An 18,603-nucleotide genomic window follows, 5' to 3' on the forward strand; every position below is an offset into this window, starting at 1 on the left:
CGACCCATGTCCTTCTGGCGCAATATCGCGAGCATCGCCGCCCGGCGCCTGGACCTGGCCGACTGCACCGAATGTCCCGGCGGCCTTCCGGGCGAGGATCCCGCGTTCTCGACGGCCGTGACGGCGCTCGGCGCCAAGCTGGCCAAGGTGGACGGCCGCGCCGACGGTGGTGAGTTCGCCGCTTTCACCGAGGTTTTCCAGCCGGATCCGGCGTCCGAACCCAATATTCATCGCCTGTACGACCTGGCGCGCCAGACGACGCACGGCTTCGAAAGCTACGCCAAGCGGCTGGCCAAACGCTACTCAAGCTGCCCGCAACTGCTGGAAGACGTCGTCGACGGCCTGTTCCATATCGCCAAGTCCGACGGAATGGTCTCTCAGGACGAGCTCGACTACCTCGAGCGCGTGTCAAATCTGTTTGGCATGTCGCCGCTGGCGTTCCGGCGATTGCGCGCGACTCACCTGGGCGTCGACGCCAACGACCCTTACGCCATCTTGGAAGTGCCCCCCGACGCCGACGACGCCACGGTGCGTTCGGCCTGGAAAACAGCCTTGTCCAGCGCGCACCCGGATCGCGCGCGCGCACGCGGGCTTCCGAGCGAGTTCATCGAAGTGGCCGAAGCCAAGGCGGCCGCGATCAATGCGGCGTTTTCCACCGTCATGCGCGAGCGGCGTGAGCTTGGTCTCGCCGTAGCGGGCTAGCCGAGACAATCCGTCTCGCAGCGGGCGTCGAAAAAGGCTTTTCATCCCTCGCGTGGGGGTGTTCAGTTGACGTTCAGCGCTTGTGAACCAACCTGATTGACCATGAGCGTCGATGAAAGGACCCCGATGAGCACTATCGCCTCGCCCTTGCGAAACCTGGCTTGGCTGGCCGGCGCCCTGGCGACGTCGGTCGCGGTGGTCGTGGGCGCGGTGCTGGCGGTCATCTTCGCGGCCACGGTTGTGGTTGTTGGTTTCATCGGCAGCGCCTTGTTCGGCCTCGCCGCTTTTGCGTTCCGGGGCCGCAAGGTCGCCAAGGCTCCCGCCGACGATGGTCTGATCGAAGCGCGTAATGTGGGCGGCCACTCCTGGGTCGCTTACGGCTGGAACGAGCGCTCCTAAGGCTGAGCGCGCCTGATCGGCTCGCCACTGAGCCGAGATCCGTCAACTTACCTCACGTCGCCCTTGCCGCCCGCCGCCGGCTCGCTCATCCTGCCATTCAAACAATTGTTGGGAGGAAGACATGATCGGCGTTGTCGCGACCTTGAAGGTGCAGCCGGCCAAGGCTGCGGAATTCGAAAAGGTGTTCCTGGATCTTGCGGCCAAGGTGAAGGCGAATGAGCCGGGCTGCCTCGTATACCAACTCACGCGCTCCAAGACCGAAGAGGGCGTCTACAAGGTGCTTGAGCTCTATGCCTCGATGGATGCGCTGAAGCATCACGGTGGCACGGACTACTTCAAGGCCGCTGGCGCGGCCATGGGGCCGACCATGGCGGGCGCGCCGGTCATCGAATATCTCGACGCGGTGGAGTAGGGCGCGATGGATCTGGCGTTCTCGGCCGAGGATCTGGCTTTCCAGCAGGAGGTGCGCGACTGGATCGCCACCGCCTATGACGATGATCTTCGTCGTCAGATGAGCCAGTCCAAGAACGGCTATCTGGACAAGGCTGGCCAGGTGAAGTGGCAGAAGAAGCTGGCCGAGCGCGGCTGGGCGGCGCCGGACTGGCCGGTGGAGCTGGGTGGCGCGGGCTTTACGCCCTCGCAGCGCTACATCTTCAACATGGAGATGAGCCTGGCCGGCGTGCCGACCTCCTCGCCGATGGGCCTGAAGATGGTCGCCCCGGTGATTATGGCCTTCGGCTCCGACGCGCAGAAGGCTCAGCATCTGCCGCCGATCCTCAACTCCGACATCTGGTGGTGCCAGGGCTACTCGGAGCCGGGTTCCGGCTCGGATCTGGCCAGCCTGCAGATGCGGGCGGTGCGCGACGGCGACGACTATGTCCTCAACGGCTCGAAAATCTGGACCACCCACGCTCAGTGGGCTGACTGGATGTTCTGCCTTGTCCGCACCTCGACCGAGGGCAAGCCGCAGGAGGGCATCTCTTTCCTGCTGCTGCGGATGGATACGCCCGGCATCCAGATCAAGCCGCTGCCCACGCTGGACGGTCCGCCGGACAACGAGCAGGAGATCAATCAGGTCTTCTTCGACAATGTCCGCGTGCCGGTCGCCAACCGCATCGGCGAGGAGAACAAGGGCTGGACCTACGCCAAGTACCTGCTCGAGTTCGAGCGCGGCAACGCCTATGCGCCCGGCCTGATGAACATGCTCAAGAAGGTCAAGCGCATCGCCGCTCTGGAGCGGGCTGACGATGGCGGCCGTCTGATCGACGACCCGGATTTCCGCAACAAGATCGCCAATCTTGAGATCCAGGTAGAGGCGCTCAACGCCACTGAGCTGCGCATCTTCTCCGGGCGCGGCGCGGGCAAGAACATCGGCCCCGCCTCGTCGATGCTGAAGTGCGTCGGTTCGGAACATCAGCAGGCGATCACCGAACTCACTCTGGAAGCGGTCGGCAATTACGCTGCGCCGTTCGTGCGGGACACTTGGTCGGCTGCAAATGACGGTCGCGCAGGCCCGGACTACGCCGGTCCCGCCGCTCCAGCCTATTTCAACTATCGTAAGGCCTCGATCTACGCCGGCTCGAATGAGATCCAGCGCAACATCATGGCCAAGATGGTGCTGGGTCTTTAGTGGCTCCCGAGGGGCTCAGGCTTGCGCCTGGGCCCCCTTGGATTTGCCAAGCCAACGGATCAGCAGGGGCGGCGCAGCGACTCCGACGACCACGAGCAGCGCGAACCAGATCTTGTTGAAGTCCGTGGCCGGCTGTCCGCTGCCGAACCACGCCAGGGCGTTCAGCGCCGCGCCGACCAGCATCAAGGGGTACGAAGCCTTGAGGTTCGCGACCAGGCGCTCGGCGGGCCAGATTGTCCGCATCAGGGCGGTCATGAACAGGATCACCCCGATCAGCGCCTCGCCAACCTTGTGGTGAATGGTGGGGGAGGTCAGCAGCCCCTTGTAACCCGCGTGCGCCAGGATCGCATGGCCGTGGTCCATGAAGTCCTTCAGCAGGAATACGGCGGCGAAGATCCCCGCCGCCAGCATGATCCACCAGTTCGCCGGCTTGCGAGCCATGGCCGTCCCTCCCATTTCCACCGCGCCGGTTCTCGCGTCGCCGACGCGCCGGCGCAAGACTTCTCACGCGGAACCGTAGCCGTTGCAGTTTTTCTGCCTTGGCTTAGCTCTCGAACGCGTGTTTGAATTTTGGTTAAAGTTTTCTCGCTTCTGGAGCCCCCATGTCGCTCGACGCTCTTTTCCAGCCCTTCGAGTTCAAGTCGCTGAAGCTGCCCAACCGGGTGGTGATGGCGCCGATGACCCGATCCTTCTCGCCGGGCGGCGTGCCGACCGACGAGGTCGCCGCCTACTACCGTCGCCGCGCCGAGAACCAGGTTGGCCTGATCGTGACCGAGGGAACGGGCGTCGCGCGTCCGGCCTCGCTGAACGACGCCAACGTGCCGCGCTTCCACGGCGAGAAGGAGCTGGCGGCCTGGAAGAAGGTGGTCGACGAGGTTCACGCCGCCGGCGGCAAGATCGCGCCGCAGCTTTGGCACGTGGGCGCCGCCAAGGGTAAGGACGTGCTGGGCAAGGTCGACAGCCCCTCGGGCCTGTCCAAGGCCGGCGGCAACCCCTTCACCGAGCCGATGACCGACGCCGAGATCGCCGACACCATCCAGGCCTTCGCCACGGCTGCGGCGGACGCCAAGCGCCTGGGTTTTGACGCCATCGAACTGCACGGCGCCCACGGCTATCTGATCGACCAGTTCTTCTGGTCGGGCACCAACGTGCGTAGCGACGCCTGGGGTGGTCCGACGATCGGCGAGCGGGGCCGCTTCGCCGCCGAAATCCTCAAGGCTGTGCGCGCGGCGGTCGGGCCGGACTATCCGGTCATCATCCGCCTGTCGCAGTGGAAGCAGCAGGAATACACCGCCCGTCTGGCGCAGACGCCGCAGGAGATGGAGGCCTGGCTGCAGCCGCTGGCTGACGCCGGCGCCGATATCTTCCACTGCAGCCAGCGTCGCTTCTGGGAGCCGGAGTTCGAGGGCAGCGACCTGAACTTCGCCGGCTGGGCCAAGAAGCTGACCGGCGCCCCGACCATCACGGTCGGTTCGGTCGGCCTGTCGGGCGAGTTCATCGCCGCGTTCGGCGGGGAGGGCAGCCAGCCGACCTCGATCGACAACGTCATCGGCGGCCTGGAGCGCGGCGAGTACGACATGGTCGGTGTCGGCCGCGCCCTGTTGCAGGACCCGGAGTGGGTCACGAAGATCCGCGAAGGCCGCTCGAACGAGTTGAAAGCGTTCGAACGCGCCGCGCTCGGCACGCTGTACTAACCCCCTTGTTCCGGGGCTGTCCGCAGGGACAGCCCCGGCGCATCGTCACCGCCGCTCTTGGGAGGTGAACGATGTCCTGGCTGCCCTATATCGCAGGCCTTCTGGCCGTGCTGGCCGTGGCCCTGCTGATCGCCGGATCATTCCTGCGCGAAGAATAGCCAGCTTCAGGCGTTGAAGTTCAGCTTCAGGCCTGGGCGCGGCCACCGCGCCTTATAGAGTTTGCCGGTGCCTGACGCGGTGATCCACGCATCGCGCATGTCGGCCCCGCCAAAGCAGATGTTTGTCACGATCACATCCGGGAACGCGTAGTGCTCGGTTGAGCCGTCCGGGCTGAAGGCGGTGATCCCGCCGTTGATGATCGTCGCCACGCAGACCTTGCCGTCCGCCTCGACGGCCAGACTGTCCAGCAGCTGATAGCCCGGCAGGTTGCAAACCACATTGCCCGGAAGCAGCGGGACAGCGTCGGCCAGAACGCCCGGCGAGGCGACATCGAACGACCACAGCCGTCCCAGCATAGTGTCAGCCATATAGACGGTCTTCTCGTCGGGCGAGAGGCCCACACCGTTGGGCGAGACGAAGTGATCGCGCCAGCGGGTGATCTTGGAGCCGTCGGGCAGGGCGTAGTACAGCGCGCCATACTTGCGGCCGTCGGGCGTCGAACAGCCATGGTCGGTGAACCAGAAGCCGCCCTGCTTGTCGAAAACCAGGTCATTGGGGCCGACCAGCGGCTTGCCGTCGCATTCAGCGTAGAGCGTCGTGACCGCGCCCGTCTTCAGGTCCACGCGCTGGATGGAGCCGCCGACGTGGGTTGGCGGCGTGGGGCCGGGAATGTTCAGCCCGTTGGCCTCGAAGAACTGGAAGCTGCCACCATTGTTGGTCACGTAGATCGCGCCGTCCGGCCCGATCGCCGCCCCGTTGGGGCCGCCGCCGGTCTCGGCCACGGTCTCCTTGCGGCCGTCCGGCCAGACGCGGGTCAGGCGCTGTTCCTGGATCTCCGTCAGGATCACCGAGCCGTCGGCCATGGCGATCGGGCCCTCGGGGAACTGCAGGCCTTCGGCCACCAGCTGGATATCCATGTCACATCTCCCTGCGCGCCTCTGACGGGCGATGGCTGAGACTATAAACGCGCGTTTGAATCTGGCCAGGGTGACTTGCGCCGCGTGCTTATTCGCGGTGAGTCGGGGTCAGACTTGCGTGTAAGGGATTCTGGGATGCGCTCTTCCGTTTTGGCCGCGGCGGCGATGGGTCTTGTGGTGGCCGGGTGTGGAATGAAGGTTCCGTTCCTGCCGCACAAGCCCGCCATGATCTCGGCTCCCAAGCCGCCGAAGCCGGCCCGGAAGGCGGTGGCGATGCCGACGCGCCCCAGTTGCCCGGCCATGAAGGACGCCGAGTGGAAGCCAGTGCTCGACGCGGCCATCCACAAGGCGTTCGATCGCACCCTGCGCAAGCGCTACCGGGACACCGCCGTTCAGTTCCGCACCGGATGGAGCCGGGATGACCGCGACAATGTGGTCGTCACCGCGCACCGCATCGGGCCGGCCGGCTACACCTTGCCTGAGCCTGGTAAGGGCGGCGAGGTCGAGGTTGTCTTCCGTCCGTGCACCGGCGAGGTTCTCAAGAGCCGCAAACTGGCCAACCTCGAGCGCAAGCCGCGCCCGCTCGCGTTGGCTCCCGCGTCGAACTAGAGCGTGACGCCGAAACGGGGACGGTTTCGGCGCGCGAGGCTCTAGCGCCGCTCCAGCACCCTGAAGACGAAGGCGTAGTCATCGCCTTCGCCGGCGGGATGCTCCTCGCGCCGGACTTCGGTCCAGTGGCTCTCGTCAAACGCGGGGAAGCGTACGTCGCCCTCGACCTCGGCGGCCACCTCGGTGAGGTAGAGGCGCTTGGCCTTGGGCAGCGCCAGTTCGAACAGGGCGCTGCCGCCGATCACGCAGACCTCGTCAGCGCCGTCGTCGGCGGCCTGTTCGCGCGCGATCTCGACCGCCTCCATCCAGGTCTCGCAGGCCACCGCGCCCGCGGGCTCGAAGCTCTGGTCGCGGGAGAGAACGATGTTGGTGCGACCGGGCAGCGGCTTGCGGGGCAGGCTGTCCCAGGTCTTGCGGCCCATGATGATGGGCTTGAACAGGGTGTTGGCCTTGAACAGGGCCAGGTCCGACTTCAGGCGCCAGGGCAGGTCGCCGTCGCGACCGATCACCCCATTGGCGGCGCGGGCGACGACAATGGCGAGGGTGGGCATGCTCATGCCTCCTGATTAGCGAGCGTTGCTTCTGTACGCCATGCCTTGATCCCAAACTGAACGTCGATAACTCTGCGCGTCTAAGAGCAAGGATCGGGGAGAGGCGCGATGTCTGGAACGGCGTTCGAGATGCACATGGCCCGGACGGGCGGCGTCGAGGTGCTGAAGGGGCGCGAGGTCGCCCTGCCGCCACCCGGTCCCGGCGAAGCGCGGGTAGCGATCGAGGCCGCCGGGGTCGCCTTCGCCGATATCGTCATGCGCACGGGTCTCTATCCGGGCGTGAAGGCCCCGGTTACGCCGGGCTATGACTTCGTCGGCCGGATTGAGGCGCTGGGCCCCGATGTTCAGGGCTTCGAGGTTGGCCAGCGCGTCGCCGCCTTGACGGTGACGGGCTCCTACGCCACGCGCCGCAATATCGAGGCGCGCTACCTGGTGGCCGCGCCCGAGGCGGCGCCGGCTGAGGCCTTGGTCGCGGGCGTGCTGAACGGGCTGACGGCCTGGCAGATGTTTCACCGCGTCGCTCCCCCCGCGCCTGGCGAGTGGGTCCTGGTCCACGGCGCGGCCGGGGGCGTGGGTGGCCTCCTTCTGGAACTCGCCCGCCTGTCAGGCGTCCGGGCTATCGGAACGGCCTCAGCGGGCAAGAAGGCCGAGGTCGAGGCCAAGGGGGGCGTCCACGTCGACTACCGCACCGAAGCCGTCGCTGAGCGAACGCTGGCCATCTCGGGCGGCGGCGTGGTCGCGGCGTTTGACCATGTGGGCGGTCCGCACCTGAAGGCCGCCTCGATGGCCGCGTTGCGCGATGGCGGCACGGCGGTCCTCTACGGCGGCTATGACGCCACCAAGGGCGGCAAGGCGCGTCCCGCAGCCATGATCAAGATGCTGCTGGCCGATCGGCTCTCGGCGCTGAAGCTGTTCAGCGGCAGCCGGGGCGTTGTCGGCTACAACGTCACGTCGTGGCGCAATGCGCGGCCCGGGCCCTATCGCGAGGATCTGGCCAAGGTGTTGGGCTTGATCGCCGACGGCGCGATCCAGCCAAAGATCGCCAAGGTCTTTCCGCTCAGCGAGACCGGCGAGGCTCAGGCCCTGCTGCAGTCGGCCAAGCTGGCGGGGAAGATCGTGTTGAAGCCTTAGGGCTATTTCCCCATGCCATCCCAAACGGACATCCGCGTCATCCACTCGACCATTGGTAGCCGGTCGATATCGCGCCTTGAGTAGCCGCGAGCTACAAGCACGTCGTCAGTTTCGGCAATGAAATCGGTGAAACGCCCCCATATGTATGAGGGGCCCTCAGCATCCAGCTTACACTCTGTGTTTAGCCAGTTTCGAACGACGGTTAGAGCTTCCGCTGGGTCGTCGGCGTGGGCCTCGATGTCCGAATTAGATAGGTCCGAAATCGCCGCCTGATAGCGGTAGCGTTCCGTCTCCAAGATCAAGCAGCGCTTATCTGACCACGGCGGCCCCCTGAACCGCTTGCAGCCGATATCCAGGCCCAGCTCAAGGGGCATGTTCAGTCTGAATAGTTCTCCAGCACGTTCGGCGCGAATTCGCGACAAGTCGTGGATGGCGAACTTCGAAGCTTCGATCAGCTCTATGATTTTTTCGATGCGTGGCTCGGACCCATCCAGCCGCTCGACGGCGATGCGAGGCTCGAGGCCCAGATAATAAATGCAGAACAGAATGGCCCTGAGCAGCGGCTTGTAGGCGTCATCAAAAGGGCAATTTATGAAGACGCTACGCTCAAAGGCCATAGAGCGGCTCAACCCTTTGGCGGAAAGGGATCGTTGCCGTAACTGTTTCGTGACCGAATAGTACCGTCAGTCCGATGGATATAAAGCTCCGCGCCTTCCTTCTGGGCGAGCGCCTTCCCATGCTTAATTGCCGCCTCTTGGGTGGGAAAGGTCTTGGAGGCGCGCGCCGCCCCGGTGGCTCTTACGCTCCAGCCACCCCGGATCGCCGGTACAACATGCTGCCCTTTGGACATTGGCCTCTCCTTGGACAACCTAATATAGCGCTACCCAAGTCAAACCGAAACCTCGGCCTTGATGTGCGGGTGGGCCTGGTAGCCCTCCAGCGTGAAGTCCTCGTACGCGAAGCCGAAGAGATCGCGCTTGTCGGCGATCTTCATCGTGGGGAAGTCGAACGGCTCGCGGGTGAGCTGCTCGCGGGCCTGGTCGAGGTGGTTCAGATAGAGGTGGGCGTCGCCGAAGGTATGGACGAACTCACCGGGCTGCAGACCCACCACCTTGGCGACCATCAGGGTCAGCAGAGCGTAGCTGGCGATGTTGAACGGCACGCCCAGGAAGACATCGGCGCTGCGCTGATAGAGCTGGCAGCTCAGTTTTCCATCCGCGACGAAGAACTGGAACAGACAGTGGCAGGGCGGCAGGGCCATGTCGTCGACATCGGCCGGATTCCAGGCGGTCACGATATGGCGGCGGCTGTTCGGATTGGTCTTGAGGTTCTCGACCAGGGCCGAGATCTGGTCGATCACCCGGCCGTCGGGCGTGGCCCAGGAGCGCCACTGCTTTCCGTAGACGGGCCCGAGGTCGCCGTTCTCGTCGGCCCACTCGTCCCAGATGCGCACGCCGTTGTCCTTGAGATAGGCGATGTTGGTGTCGCCCTTCAGGAACCACAGCAGCTCGATGATGATCGAGCGCAGATGCAGCTTCTTGGTCGTCAGGACCGGAAAGCCCTTGGCCAGATCAAAGCGGATCTGGCGGCCGAACACGCCCAGCGTTCCCGTGCCCGTGCGATCGCCGCGCTGGACGCCGTTGTCCAGGATGTCGGCTAGCAGGTTCAGGTACTGCCGCTCAGGGTGGTCAGCGTCAGCTTTGGGGGCTTGGATCGGGAGGATGGCGTTCATCGAGACACCAGTAGAAGGGGGTGTCTCGGTTTGCCCTGAAAGCGTCGCGCGCGCGATCTGCGCCTCGGCATCATACATTGCTGACCCCCACGCTGCCGCGATCGTTCCACAGTGATTGTTGATTCGTTAACAGCTGGTGTGGCTAACCCGCGAAGCCGCCTTCGTCGAGGAATGCCTGCTCGGCCTCGGTGGTCTCGCGGCCCAGGCTGGGGTTCCGGTGTGGGAAGCGACCGAAGCGGGCGATGATGTCGCGATGGATAAGCGCATACTTCATCGACTCTTCGTCGCCTGTGTCTGCCTGTAACGTGGCGAACAGCTGGACGCTGAACTCCTGGTCGACCAGCGACTCCGAGTGCTCAAACGGCAGGTAGAAGAATCGCCGGAGCTCCAGGGGCAGGACGGGATCCTGGTCATGGCCGGCGGCGATGGCCTCGCGAGCGAACATCCGCGCCAGCGGGTCGGTGGCGAAGGCGTGCGGCGTGCCGCGGTACATGTTGCGCGGGAACTGATCGAGGAGGATCAGCAAGGCCAGGGCGCCTTCCGGCGTCTGGTTCCAAGCGTCGTACTTGCGCATCGAGGCGCGATAGTGGGTCTGCTCGAATTTCAGAGCGATCGCGGCGTCGAACGCCGGGTCCTTGGCGAACCACTTGTTGGGGCCGGCGTTGCGCCAGAAGCCGACGATATCGTTGGGGTGCGCGCTCATCCTGGCTCCGTTCAAGCTCGGTTCATCCGGCGAGTCCGATGCTGCTATCAAGGGACAAGCCCGGGCCGCGCTTCAAGGCCCTTCGGAGCAGGAAATGAAACGTCTGATCACGACCGCGATGATGCTCTCGCTGATCGGAGGTGCGGCCGCCGAGGCCGGCGCCGCCGGGGCGGTGGTCGCCCAACAGCAGCAAGCCCAGCGCGAGCAGCGCGACGGCGGTCCGCGCGGCGATCGAGGTGATCGCGGCGGTCGGCCCGGTGGAGAGCGTGGGGGCGAACGCGGGGGGCAGGGCGGCTGGAACCGGGGTGGCGACCGCCCGCAGCCGCAAGTCCAGCAGCAGGACCAGGGCGGCGGCGGTTGGAATCGTGGTGATCGCGTTGATCGTGGAGAGCGCGGCGATCGCGGCGGTCGGCCGGACGGAAGCGGCGGCTGGAACCGTGGCGGTGATCGTCCTCAACCCCAACCTCAACCCCAACCTCAACCCCAACCTCAACCCCAACCGCAGGCGCCCGTCGGCAATGGCGGGAGCAGCGGCTGGAACCGTGGCGACGACAACACTCGCGGCGGCAGCGGCTGGAACCGCGACAACAATGGTCGCGGAGAGTATCGCGGAGACCGGAACGAAAACCGCGGTCAGGATCGCGGCCGTGACCGTGACGACCATCGGGGGCGTGACAACAACCGCTGGGACAATCGCGGCGGGTGGGATCGCGGCGGTTGGGACCGCGACGACCGTCGCCCAGGCTATGGCCAGTATCGTGACCGCGATCGGGGGCGTCAGCACTATGATCGTGGCTACTATCGTCCGAGCTTCCGGTCGGTTCAGCGCTACCGCGCCCCGGCCTATCGCTATCCCAGCGGCTGGTACGCCCGAGCCTGGTCGTTTGGCGACTACCTGCCGTACGGCTGGTACACGCCGTCCTACTATCTGGACTCCTGGCGTTACGACCTGCCGCGGCCGCCGATCGGGTGCGAATGGATCCGGGTCGGCGACAACGCTCTGCTGGTCGACGTTTGGAGCGGTCAGATCCTCAGCGTCTACTACGACCTGTTCTGGTGATAGCGGATCACTGGTGACTTGGGGCGGAGGCGAGAGCTTCCGCCCCTTTTCATTTGGCCGGTCTCGCGGCCGCAATTTTCGCGTTTGCGAAAGAGCGCTGCGTGCGGCGCCGCATAGCGCGGGTCTTCGGGAGCGCGTAAAAGGGGTCTCGAAGGCTCTCGCATTTCTGCGTTATGTCGGCTTCGCCTTGACGAAACGGCAAAAAAACGCTCAAACGCCCGGCCTTTGTCGCTTTGCTGTTGCGCCGAGCGGCCTCGATTGACCAGTCTTGGAGAAAAAACATGCGCGTCTACTACGACCGCGACGCTGATCTGGCCCGCATCCTGGACCGGAAGATCGCCATCGTAGGCTATGGCAGCCAGGGCCATGCCCACGCGCTCAACCTTCGGGACTCGGGCATCAAGAACGTAGCCGTCGCGCTGCGCGCCGGTTCGCCGACCGCCAAGAAGGCCGAAGGCGAAGGCCTGAAGGTCATGACCGTGGCCGAAGCCGCCGCCTGGGCCGACCTGATCATGATCCTGGCGCCCGACGAGCATCAGGCCGCGATCTACAAGAACGAGATCGCCCCCAACATCCGTGACGGCGCGGCCCTGCTGTTCGCCCACGGCCTGAACGTCCACTTCGGCCTGATCGAGCCCAAGGACACCATCGACGTGCTGATGGTCGCGCCGAAGGGCCCGGGGCACACCGTGCGCGGCGAGTACCAGAAGGGCGGCGGCGTGCCCTGCCTGATCGCGGTGCACCACAACGCCACGGGCAACGCCCTGGATCTGGGCCTGGCCTACGCCTCGGCCATCGGTGGCGGCCGCTCGGGCATCATCGAGACCAACTTCCGCGAAGAGTGCGAAACCGACCTGTTCGGCGAGCAGGCCGTCCTCTGCGGCGGCACGGTCGAACTGGTGCGCGCCGGCTTCGAAACCCTGGTTGAAGCCGGCTACGCGCCGGAAATGGCCTATTTCGAGTGCCTGCACGAGCTGAAGCTGATCGTGGACCTCATGTACGAAGGCGGCATCGCCAACATGAACTACTCGATCTCAAACACGGCCGAGTACGGCGAGTACGTGACGGGTCCGCGCATCATCACGCCGGAAACCAAGGCCGAGATGAAGCGCGTGCTGGAAGACATCCAGTCGGGCAAGTTCGTCCGCGACTTCATGCTGGAGAACGCCGTGGGCCAGCCCAGCTTCAAGGCCACGCGTCGTCGCTCGGCCGAGCACCAGATCGAAGAGGTCGGCGCTCGCCTGCGCGGCATGATGCCCTGGATCGCCAAGAACAAGCTGGTCGACCAGGCCAAGAACTAAGCTTCTTTCCCAGAAGATCCCACGAAGCCCCCGGTCCTCCCAGGCCGGGGGCTTTTTGTTTGTGGGTTGCACAGGATCCGTCCGCGTGCATACTGAACTAAATGGTTCAGCAATTTACCGCCCGTCTCGATGTTTCCTTCGCCGCCCTGTCGGATCCGACGCGGCGGGGCGTGCTGGAGCATCTGGGGCGCGGAGAGGCCTCGATCACGGATCTGGCCGAGCGGTTCGGCATGACCCTCACGGGCATGAAGAAGCACGTCACGCTCCTCGAGGAAGCGGGCTTGGTGACCACCCGAAAGGTTGGGCGCGTCAGGCTCTGCCGTCTGCAGGACGGCGGGCTGGAAGCAGAAGCGGCGTGGATCGAACGATATCGCCAGCGCTGGGCGCTGCGGTTCGACGCGCTGGACGAGATCGTCGAGGATTTGAAGCAGAAGGGCGACTTGAATGGCCGGCAAGAATAAAACCGTGGTCGAGCGCAGGTCGGAATGCGAACTGGTGGTGACCCGCCTGTTCGAGGCCCCGGTTGAGATCGTCTTCGAGGCCTGGTCCAAGGCCGAGCTCTTTCAGCGTTGGTGGGTTCCCAAGGCGTTGGGCGTGCCTCTGCGAGCCTGCGAGATGGATGTCCGCACCGGTGGCGGCTATCGCCTGGAGTTTGGGCTCGACGCGGCCAACGCCATGGCGTTCTACGGCAAGTACACGGACGTGACGCCGCCCTCGCGGATCGTCTGGACCAATGAAGAGAGCGGCGAGATCACCGTGACGACGGTGACGTTCGAGGATCGGGCCGGCAAGACGTTGCTGACGCTCAGCGAACTCTATCCCAGCAAGGAGGCCTGCGATGAGGCCCTCCAGGGTTCCGCCGCAGGTCTGCCGGTCCAGTTCGAGCAACTGGATGAGCTTCTGCCGGAACTGGTGGCCTGAGATCGACAGGGGAGAGGGCGGGCGTTTGTGGGTTGCGCGGTTCCGCGTCGCACGGGAAGGTCCCGGCCTGTCCCGCTCGGGAATGACGAAGGAGACGCTCCATGAAACGCCTGCTCGCCGCCATGATCGCCGGCGCCGTCCTGTCGGTCGCCGCCGTCCCGGCCTTCGCCGAAGAAGTCGCCTACAAGCTGGACTCGTCGCACACCGAGACCTTCTTCTCGATCGACCGGATGGGCTTCACGTCTATCCTGGGCCTGTTCGCCCAGTCAGAAGGGACGATCTGGCTGGACGAGGCCGCGCCCGAGAAGTCGCGTGTCGAGGCGACCGTTGCGGTCGGCAGCATTCTCACCGCCAACACCGCGCGTGATGAACATCTGAAGGCCGAGCGCTGGCTGAACGCCGCCAAGAACCCGACCATGACCTTCAAGTCGACCAAGGTTGAGAAGACGGGCGACACGACCGCCAAGGTCACCGGCGACATGACCGTGATGGGCGTGACCCAGCCCGTCACCCTGGACGTAAAGCTGAACAAGATGGGCGTCGGCAACAATCAGAAGAAGCAGGCCGGCTTCACCATCACCGGCCAGATCAGCCGAAAGGCCTTTGGCCACACGATCGGCGCCGGCGCGATCGGCGATGCGGTGAATATCCGTATCGAGGCCTTGGCGGTGGCCCAGTAGGGCTAGCCCAGGACAAACACAGGGCCCCAGGCGACCTGGTAGCGGCGCTCGCCGGTCGACAGATGCGGGCGCAGCTGCCAGGCCCCAGGTTTGAGGGCTGCGGCCGCGCGGTCTTCCAGATAGGTCGCGGTCAGCACTTCGCCGCCGGGCTCCGATACCGAGAACTGGCGGATCGCCGGCGTCGCAAAGGACAAAGCGCGGGCGATCTCGTCGGTTGACCGCACGCGCAGCGGCGCGGGGCCGGCCAGGCGCGCGCTGACCTCTGCGTAAGCGCCGACGGCGATGACGCGGGGGCCCTGGCGAAAGACGCCATAGCCGACATGGGTGAAGCCCGGCGCCAGGAGATTGGCGCGGTGGCCGGGGCTGGTCTTCCACTGGTTCATGATCTGATCGTAGGTGACGGCGCTGGCGGCGTTGCGGCGCATGGCGATGTTCTCGCCCGGCGCGCCGACCAGATCGCGCGCGAACAGGCCGACGCGACCTGCCGGCGAGAATCCTTCGCGGGTGACGTGCTCGAACACGCCCGTCATCGCGATGTCGGCCGCGTGCGCGCGGGCGGCCAGACGCAGCCCCTCGTCCCAGGCCAAGGCCGCAGGGCCCTGGCGGCGGCGATAGAGGTTGTTGAGGTCGAGCAGGGTCTCTTCAAACGCGGGATCGAAGTCACCGCCGGGGGGATCCGACAACAATGTGCGCAAGCGGCGCTCGTAGGCTATCCAGGGCGCGGCCGGCGCCGCGAGGGCCGGGAAGGCGGCCAAGGTCAGGCCGGCGGTCAGCAAGCTTCTACGCGCGATCGTCCGCATTCGATCTCCAACGGCCTAACGTCAGGCCCAGCATTGACACCCGCCCCTCGCGACCAGACCTAAGGGCCATGAAACCTGTTCGTTCCCTGTGGCTGGCTGGTCCCGACGCCTGGCTCCCCGATTTCGACATCCAGGCCTCGCGCCAGCGGGCGCTTTGCCTGGAGGCCGGGCTCGAGGCCCTGGTCCCCGCCCGCATGCCTGTCGGCGATACCGGCGACGAACTGGAGGCTAGACAGTTCTACGCCGAGCGCATGGCGCAATTGCGCCAAGCCGACGCCGGGGTGATCAATCTCACCCCATTCCGGGGGCCTACGGCGGACACTGCGACGGTGTTCGAGGCCGGCGTGCTGGCGGGACTTGGCAAGCCGACGTTCGCCTACATGAACGTGACCAGCGAGTTGCGCGCGGAGTACATCGCTCGTGTCGATGCGGACCTTGGCGCGACCTTGGATGAGAATCGGGTCTGGCGGGACGCTGAGGGATGCATGATCGAGGATCATGGCCTGCCGGAGACCGTGATGCTTTGGGGCGAGGCGAGGCGTCTGTTCGTGATCGTCACCGACGATCCGTTGCGAGACCTCACGGGCCTGGAGCTGTGCCTGGAGGCGCTGGCCCTCTACGCGGAATAGCGCGTTTGACTTGAGTTGGGTCAAGGTGAGCCTGTTTAGGGGCCGCATCTTGGCCGCACGGGCTGGAGGGACGACCATGACAATCGGGAAGCTGCGCAGCGCCTTGGTTTTGGGTGCCATGCTGGCCATGGCGACCGCCAGCGCCGCCGCGCCGGATCAGGATCCGGTGGCCCGAGGCAAGACGATCGTGACGCGAAACTGCGCCGCCTGTCATGCGGTGGAGACAAGCGGCGACAGCCCGAACCCGACGGCGCCCCGCTTTCGCCAACTACAGGAGCGATACGACGTCGAGGCCCTGGCGGAAGGGCTGGCCGAGGGTTTGACCGTGGGGCATGGCCCGATGCCCGAGTGGACCTTTCCGCCCGAAGACGTGACGGCGATCGTGGCCTATCTGAAATCGATCCAGACGCGGGCTGGGGCGGTCACAACCCCGCCCAGCGAGCCGCGTCCCTAACTACCAGGGCAGGTTCGTCTCGCCGCGTAGAATGGCTTCGGCCTCGACGGTGTGCTTTCCCCCGTCGCGATCGTGCATGACGAGCGGCGGCAGAAGCACTAACGGCGCCCTGCCGGTCTTGATCGCGCGCACGATCACGCGCTTGGCCGGCGCATCGACGAACGGGGCTACGGGACGGATCCGGAAGGAGCCCGCCTTCGGCGCCAGCAAGGCCAGAATGTCGGCTAGCCGATCGGCGCGATGGATCATGGTGATGCTCCCGCCCTCGCGCACCGCCTTCAAGCAGAACCCCGTCCAGGCCGCCAAACCGCCGTCCGCCATCCAGGCTCCGCTCTTAGCGGGCGAGGGCGCACGCAGGGCGTTGGGGTCGTCGAAATAGGGCGGATTGGCCATCACGGCGTCGAAGACCGGCAGATTCAGAGCGCGGAAGCCCGCCTCGACGTCGCCCTTCATCACGCGCACGCGCGCCGCCAAGCCGTTCAGGGAAACGTTCTCGCCGGCCAGCAAGGCGGCGGCGTCGTCGCGTTCGACGCCCTGGAACAGCGCGTCCGGTCGGCGAGTCGCCGCCGCCAACAGGGCGCCTCCGACTCCGCAGCCGGGCTCGAGCACCCGTTGGCCCGGCATCGCGTCGCAGGTCGCCGCCAGCAGCGCGGCGTCCATGCCGGGCCGGTATCCATCCGGCGCCTGACGGAGCCGTACCCGGCCGCCCAGAACCCGATCCTCGGTCACACCTAAGTCGTTCAATGCTCGTCAGGCCTTGTGCTCGCCTTGACCCTGACCTATCCCGCCACCATTGTCCCTCGCAATGGTTCGTGGGGGGCCGCTTTAAGGAGAGCATGGTTTTGGACGCAGCCGCAGCGACCCTGCCCCGGAAGTCGGGATCGGTGGATCGTCTCGTGCGCCTCGCCGAGGCCGACATGGCGGGCGTCAACCGTCTGATCACCGATCGCATGCAGAGCGATGTGGCGATCATCCCCGCCTTGGCCGAGCATCTGATCGCCGCTGGCGGCAAACGCCTGCGTCCGCTGATGACCGTCGCCGCCGCCCGGCTGGCCGGCGCCGACAACGACCATTTCCAGAAGCTCGCCGCCGCCGTCGAGTTCATCCACACCGCCACCCTGCTGCATGACGACGTCGTCGACGGCAGCCAGCTGCGTCGCGGCAAGGTCGCCGCACACCTGATCTGGGGCGGCGCCCAGAGCGTGCTGGTCGGCGACTTCCTGTTCGCGCGCGCCTTTGAGCTGATGGTCGAGACCAACTCGATGAAGGCGCTGGAGATCCTGGCCCGCGCCAGCCGCGTCATCGCCGAGGGCGAGGTCCTGCAGCTGATGCGCAGCCACGACCTGAACCTGTCGCAGGCTGTTTATCTCGAGATCATCCAGGCCAAGACGGCTGAGCTGTTCGCCGCCGCTTCGGAGGCTGGCGCGGTTTCGGCGGGCGTCGACGCTGCGAAGTCCCAGGCGTTGCGAGACTACGGTCTCAACCTCGGCTTGGCGTTCCAGCTGGCCGACGACGCCCTGGACTATGGCGGCGCGACCGAGACTCTGGGCAAGAACGCCGGCGACGACTTCCGGGAAGGCAAGGCCACGCTGCCGCTGCTACTGGCCATCGCCCGTTCGGGCCCGCGCGAGGCCGAGTTCTGGGAACGCGCCATCGGTCGTCGCGAACAGACCGAGGCCGACTTCCGCCGCGCGCGTGAGCTGATCATCGGCTCGGGCGCGCTGGATGCGACCCTGGACCTGGCCGCCGACTACGCCGATAAGGCCAAGGCCTCGCTGGCGATGTTCCCGGCCAACGACTGGCGCGAGGCGCTGGAGGAGCTGGCCGACTTTGCGGTCAGCCGCCGCGCCTAGATGTCCAGCCGGAAGTCCATGCTGGGCGGACTTCCGCCGCTGAAGCCAGGTGAGAAGGCGCCACGCCTGCAAACCGTCATCGCGACCTCGCCCGAGAACCCGGCCGGGGATCCCAACATCCGCCCGCATGAGGCGGGGGAAGCAGCCGGCAAGGTGATCGGCGGCGGGCTTGGGGTCTTGCTGGTGACGCTCTGCGGGCTGCTGCTGCTGGGCCCTGTGCTTTGGGCGCCGGGCTGGGCGGGCCTGCGGGTCGCCCGCTTCCTGAGCGGGCCCTGGCAACCCTGGCTTGGCGGCGTCGCCGCGTTTGTCGCGATGGCCCTGATCCAGACCTTCCTGCTGATCCAGCGCCATCCGGCGCTGCGCTATCCTGTGGTGACCCTGTTCTCCGTGCTCTGGGTGGGCGGGCTGTGGCTGGAGTTCAACTCGCCGCGGCACGACTGGGTGACGACCGCGCCGACCCTCCAGATGCCGGGACCCTGGTCATGGGCGCTGATCATCGCCGGATCGGTCGTCTATGCGGGAATTTACCTGCTGGCCCTGGCTCCCGTGGGCCGGAGCCGTTGGGCGCGCCGCTGGCAGCTTCTGAAGTAGGCCGGTGAATTCGGCGTAATCCGCACGGAAAGCCCTTCACAGAAGGGTCGTGTGCGGCCACCTCTAGGATCTCTCCTTGGGGCAGCA

At 65.9% G+C, this 18,603-nt stretch carries 25 protein-coding genes; 16 read left to right on the forward strand and 9 right to left on the reverse strand.

The annotated features are described in order from the left end of the window. Positions 1-6 precede the first annotated feature (6 nt). From J2X45_RS00955 to J2X45_RS00970, 4 genes are all read left to right on the forward strand, one after another. Positions 7-702 carry a DnaJ family molecular chaperone gene (locus J2X45_RS00955; protein WP_310210036.1) on the forward strand — a complete coding sequence of 232 codons (696 nt, stop codon included), beginning with the start codon at positions 7-9 and terminating at the stop codon, positions 700-702. Positions 703-798: 96 nt separating this feature from the next. After that, positions 799-1,101 carry a hypothetical protein gene (locus J2X45_RS00960; RefSeq protein WP_310210038.1) on the forward strand — a complete coding sequence of 101 codons (303 nt, stop codon included), beginning with the start codon at positions 799-801 and terminating at the stop codon, positions 1,099-1,101. Positions 1,102-1,222: 121 nt separating this feature from the next. Further along, complete coding sequence (locus J2X45_RS00965) at positions 1,223-1,513, forward strand: putative quinol monooxygenase (RefSeq protein ID WP_010919993.1); 291 nt, start codon at positions 1,223-1,225, stop codon at positions 1,511-1,513. A gap of 6 nt (positions 1,514-1,519) precedes the next feature. Next, positions 1,520-2,731, forward strand: coding sequence for an acyl-CoA dehydrogenase family protein (locus J2X45_RS00970; RefSeq protein WP_310210043.1), 1,212 nt, complete (start codon positions 1,520-1,522; stop codon positions 2,729-2,731). A 15-nt stretch (positions 2,732-2,746) separates the two neighbouring features. Here J2X45_RS00970 and J2X45_RS00975 read toward each other — a convergent pair whose 3' ends face one another. Next, positions 2,747-3,187: a hypothetical protein gene (locus tag J2X45_RS00975; RefSeq protein WP_310212052.1), complete on the reverse strand. Its 441-nt coding sequence runs from the start codon at positions 3,185-3,187 to the stop codon at positions 2,747-2,749. Between the two features lie 146 nt (positions 3,188-3,333). Here J2X45_RS00975 and J2X45_RS00980 point away from each other — a divergent pair, with 146 nt between their 5' ends. Continuing rightward, the gene (locus tag J2X45_RS00980) at positions 3,334-4,425 is read left to right on the forward strand and encodes an NADH:flavin oxidoreductase (protein WP_310210047.1); all 1,092 of its coding nucleotides are present in this window, start codon (positions 3,334-3,336) and stop codon (positions 4,423-4,425) included. Positions 4,426-4,589: 164 nt separating this feature from the next. Here the strand turns inward: J2X45_RS00980 and J2X45_RS00985 are convergent, their stop codons facing one another. Beyond that, entirely contained in the window at positions 4,590-5,501 is a 912-nt protein-coding gene (locus tag J2X45_RS00985) for an SMP-30/gluconolactonase/LRE family protein (protein WP_310210050.1), read from the reverse strand. A gap of 135 nt (positions 5,502-5,636) precedes the next feature. Here J2X45_RS00985 and J2X45_RS00990 point away from each other — a divergent pair, with 135 nt between their 5' ends. Then, positions 5,637-6,110 (forward strand): hypothetical protein, encoded by a 474-nt coding sequence (locus tag J2X45_RS00990; RefSeq protein ID WP_310210053.1) that lies wholly within the window; start codon positions 5,637-5,639, stop codon positions 6,108-6,110. A 41-nt stretch (positions 6,111-6,151) separates the two neighbouring features. On the opposite strand, the gene J2X45_RS00995 is transcribed toward J2X45_RS00990, so the two are convergent. Beyond that, on the reverse strand, positions 6,152-6,667 hold the full coding sequence (locus J2X45_RS00995) for a dihydrofolate reductase (protein ID WP_310210056.1): 516 nt from the start codon (positions 6,665-6,667) through the stop codon (positions 6,152-6,154). 102 nt (positions 6,668-6,769) lie between these two features. Here J2X45_RS00995 and J2X45_RS01000 point away from each other — a divergent pair, with 102 nt between their 5' ends. Then, on the forward strand, positions 6,770-7,792 hold the full coding sequence (locus J2X45_RS01000; protein WP_310210059.1) for a medium chain dehydrogenase/reductase family protein: 1,023 nt from the start codon (positions 6,770-6,772) through the stop codon (positions 7,790-7,792). Between the two features lie 2 nt (positions 7,793-7,794). Here J2X45_RS01000 and J2X45_RS01005 read toward each other — a convergent pair whose 3' ends face one another. From J2X45_RS01005 to J2X45_RS01020, 4 genes are all read right to left on the reverse strand, one after another. Continuing rightward, entirely contained in the window at positions 7,795-8,409 is a 615-nt protein-coding gene (locus J2X45_RS01005; protein WP_310210062.1) for a hypothetical protein, read from the reverse strand. Positions 8,410-8,417: 8 nt separating this feature from the next. Next, the gene (locus J2X45_RS01010) at positions 8,418-8,642 is read right to left on the reverse strand and encodes a DUF2188 domain-containing protein (RefSeq protein WP_310210065.1); all 225 of its coding nucleotides are present in this window, start codon (positions 8,640-8,642) and stop codon (positions 8,418-8,420) included. 39 nt (positions 8,643-8,681) lie between these two features. After that, complete coding sequence (locus J2X45_RS01015) at positions 8,682-9,524, reverse strand: thymidylate synthase (RefSeq protein ID WP_310210068.1); 843 nt, start codon at positions 9,522-9,524, stop codon at positions 8,682-8,684. 142 nt (positions 9,525-9,666) lie between these two features. Continuing rightward, the gene (locus J2X45_RS01020) at positions 9,667-10,227 is read right to left on the reverse strand and encodes a DUF924 family protein (RefSeq protein ID WP_310210071.1); all 561 of its coding nucleotides are present in this window, start codon (positions 10,225-10,227) and stop codon (positions 9,667-9,669) included. 94 nt (positions 10,228-10,321) lie between these two features. Between J2X45_RS01020 and J2X45_RS01025 the strand changes: the two genes are divergently transcribed. From J2X45_RS01025 to J2X45_RS01045, 5 genes are all read left to right on the forward strand, one after another. Then, positions 10,322-11,287: an RcnB family protein gene (locus tag J2X45_RS01025; protein ID WP_310210074.1), complete on the forward strand. Its 966-nt coding sequence runs from the start codon at positions 10,322-10,324 to the stop codon at positions 11,285-11,287. Positions 11,288-11,526: 239 nt separating this feature from the next. Further along, on the forward strand, positions 11,527-12,588 hold the full coding sequence (ilvC, locus tag J2X45_RS01030; RefSeq protein ID WP_310210077.1) for a ketol-acid reductoisomerase: 1,062 nt from the start codon (positions 11,527-11,529) through the stop codon (positions 12,586-12,588). Positions 12,589-12,689: 101 nt separating this feature from the next. Further along, on the forward strand, positions 12,690-13,049 hold the full coding sequence (locus tag J2X45_RS01035) for a metalloregulator ArsR/SmtB family transcription factor (RefSeq protein ID WP_310210080.1): 360 nt from the start codon (positions 12,690-12,692) through the stop codon (positions 13,047-13,049). After that, positions 13,033-13,509, forward strand: coding sequence for an SRPBCC family protein (locus J2X45_RS01040; protein ID WP_310210083.1), 477 nt, complete (start codon positions 13,033-13,035; stop codon positions 13,507-13,509). Before J2X45_RS01035 ends, J2X45_RS01040 begins: the two co-directional genes overlap by 17 nt. Before the next feature lie 101 nt (positions 13,510-13,610). Continuing rightward, positions 13,611-14,189, forward strand: coding sequence for a YceI family protein (locus J2X45_RS01045; RefSeq protein WP_310210086.1), 579 nt, complete (start codon positions 13,611-13,613; stop codon positions 14,187-14,189). A gap of 2 nt (positions 14,190-14,191) precedes the next feature. Here J2X45_RS01045 and J2X45_RS01050 read toward each other — a convergent pair whose 3' ends face one another. Beyond that, positions 14,192-14,989, reverse strand: coding sequence for a CAP domain-containing protein (locus J2X45_RS01050; RefSeq protein WP_310210089.1), 798 nt, complete (start codon positions 14,987-14,989; stop codon positions 14,192-14,194). A gap of 68 nt (positions 14,990-15,057) precedes the next feature. Between J2X45_RS01050 and J2X45_RS01055 the strand changes: the two genes are divergently transcribed. Together J2X45_RS01055 and J2X45_RS01060 are read left to right on the forward strand one after the other, a co-directional pair. Next, positions 15,058-15,618 carry a nucleoside 2-deoxyribosyltransferase gene (locus J2X45_RS01055; protein WP_310210093.1) on the forward strand — a complete coding sequence of 187 codons (561 nt, stop codon included), beginning with the start codon at positions 15,058-15,060 and terminating at the stop codon, positions 15,616-15,618. Between the two features lie 76 nt (positions 15,619-15,694). Beyond that, the gene (locus J2X45_RS01060) at positions 15,695-16,072 is read left to right on the forward strand and encodes a cytochrome c (RefSeq protein WP_310210096.1); all 378 of its coding nucleotides are present in this window, start codon (positions 15,695-15,697) and stop codon (positions 16,070-16,072) included. Here J2X45_RS01060 and J2X45_RS01065 read toward each other — a convergent pair whose 3' ends face one another. Further along, the gene (locus tag J2X45_RS01065) at positions 16,073-16,816 is read right to left on the reverse strand and encodes a tRNA1(Val) (adenine(37)-N6)-methyltransferase (protein WP_310210100.1); all 744 of its coding nucleotides are present in this window, start codon (positions 16,814-16,816) and stop codon (positions 16,073-16,075) included. Positions 16,817-16,914: 98 nt separating this feature from the next. On the opposite strand from J2X45_RS01065, the gene J2X45_RS01070 reads away from it, so the two are divergent. Further along, entirely contained in the window at positions 16,915-17,925 is a 1,011-nt protein-coding gene (locus J2X45_RS01070; RefSeq protein WP_310212055.1) for a polyprenyl synthetase family protein, read from the forward strand. Then, positions 17,926-18,516, forward strand: coding sequence for a hypothetical protein (locus J2X45_RS01075; protein WP_310210104.1), 591 nt, complete (start codon positions 17,926-17,928; stop codon positions 18,514-18,516). Positions 18,517-18,603 lie beyond the last annotated feature (87 nt).

This window comes from Caulobacter sp. BE264 (genome assembly GCF_031457805.1).
Taxonomy (GTDB): Bacteria; Pseudomonadota; Alphaproteobacteria; order Caulobacterales; family Caulobacteraceae; genus Caulobacter.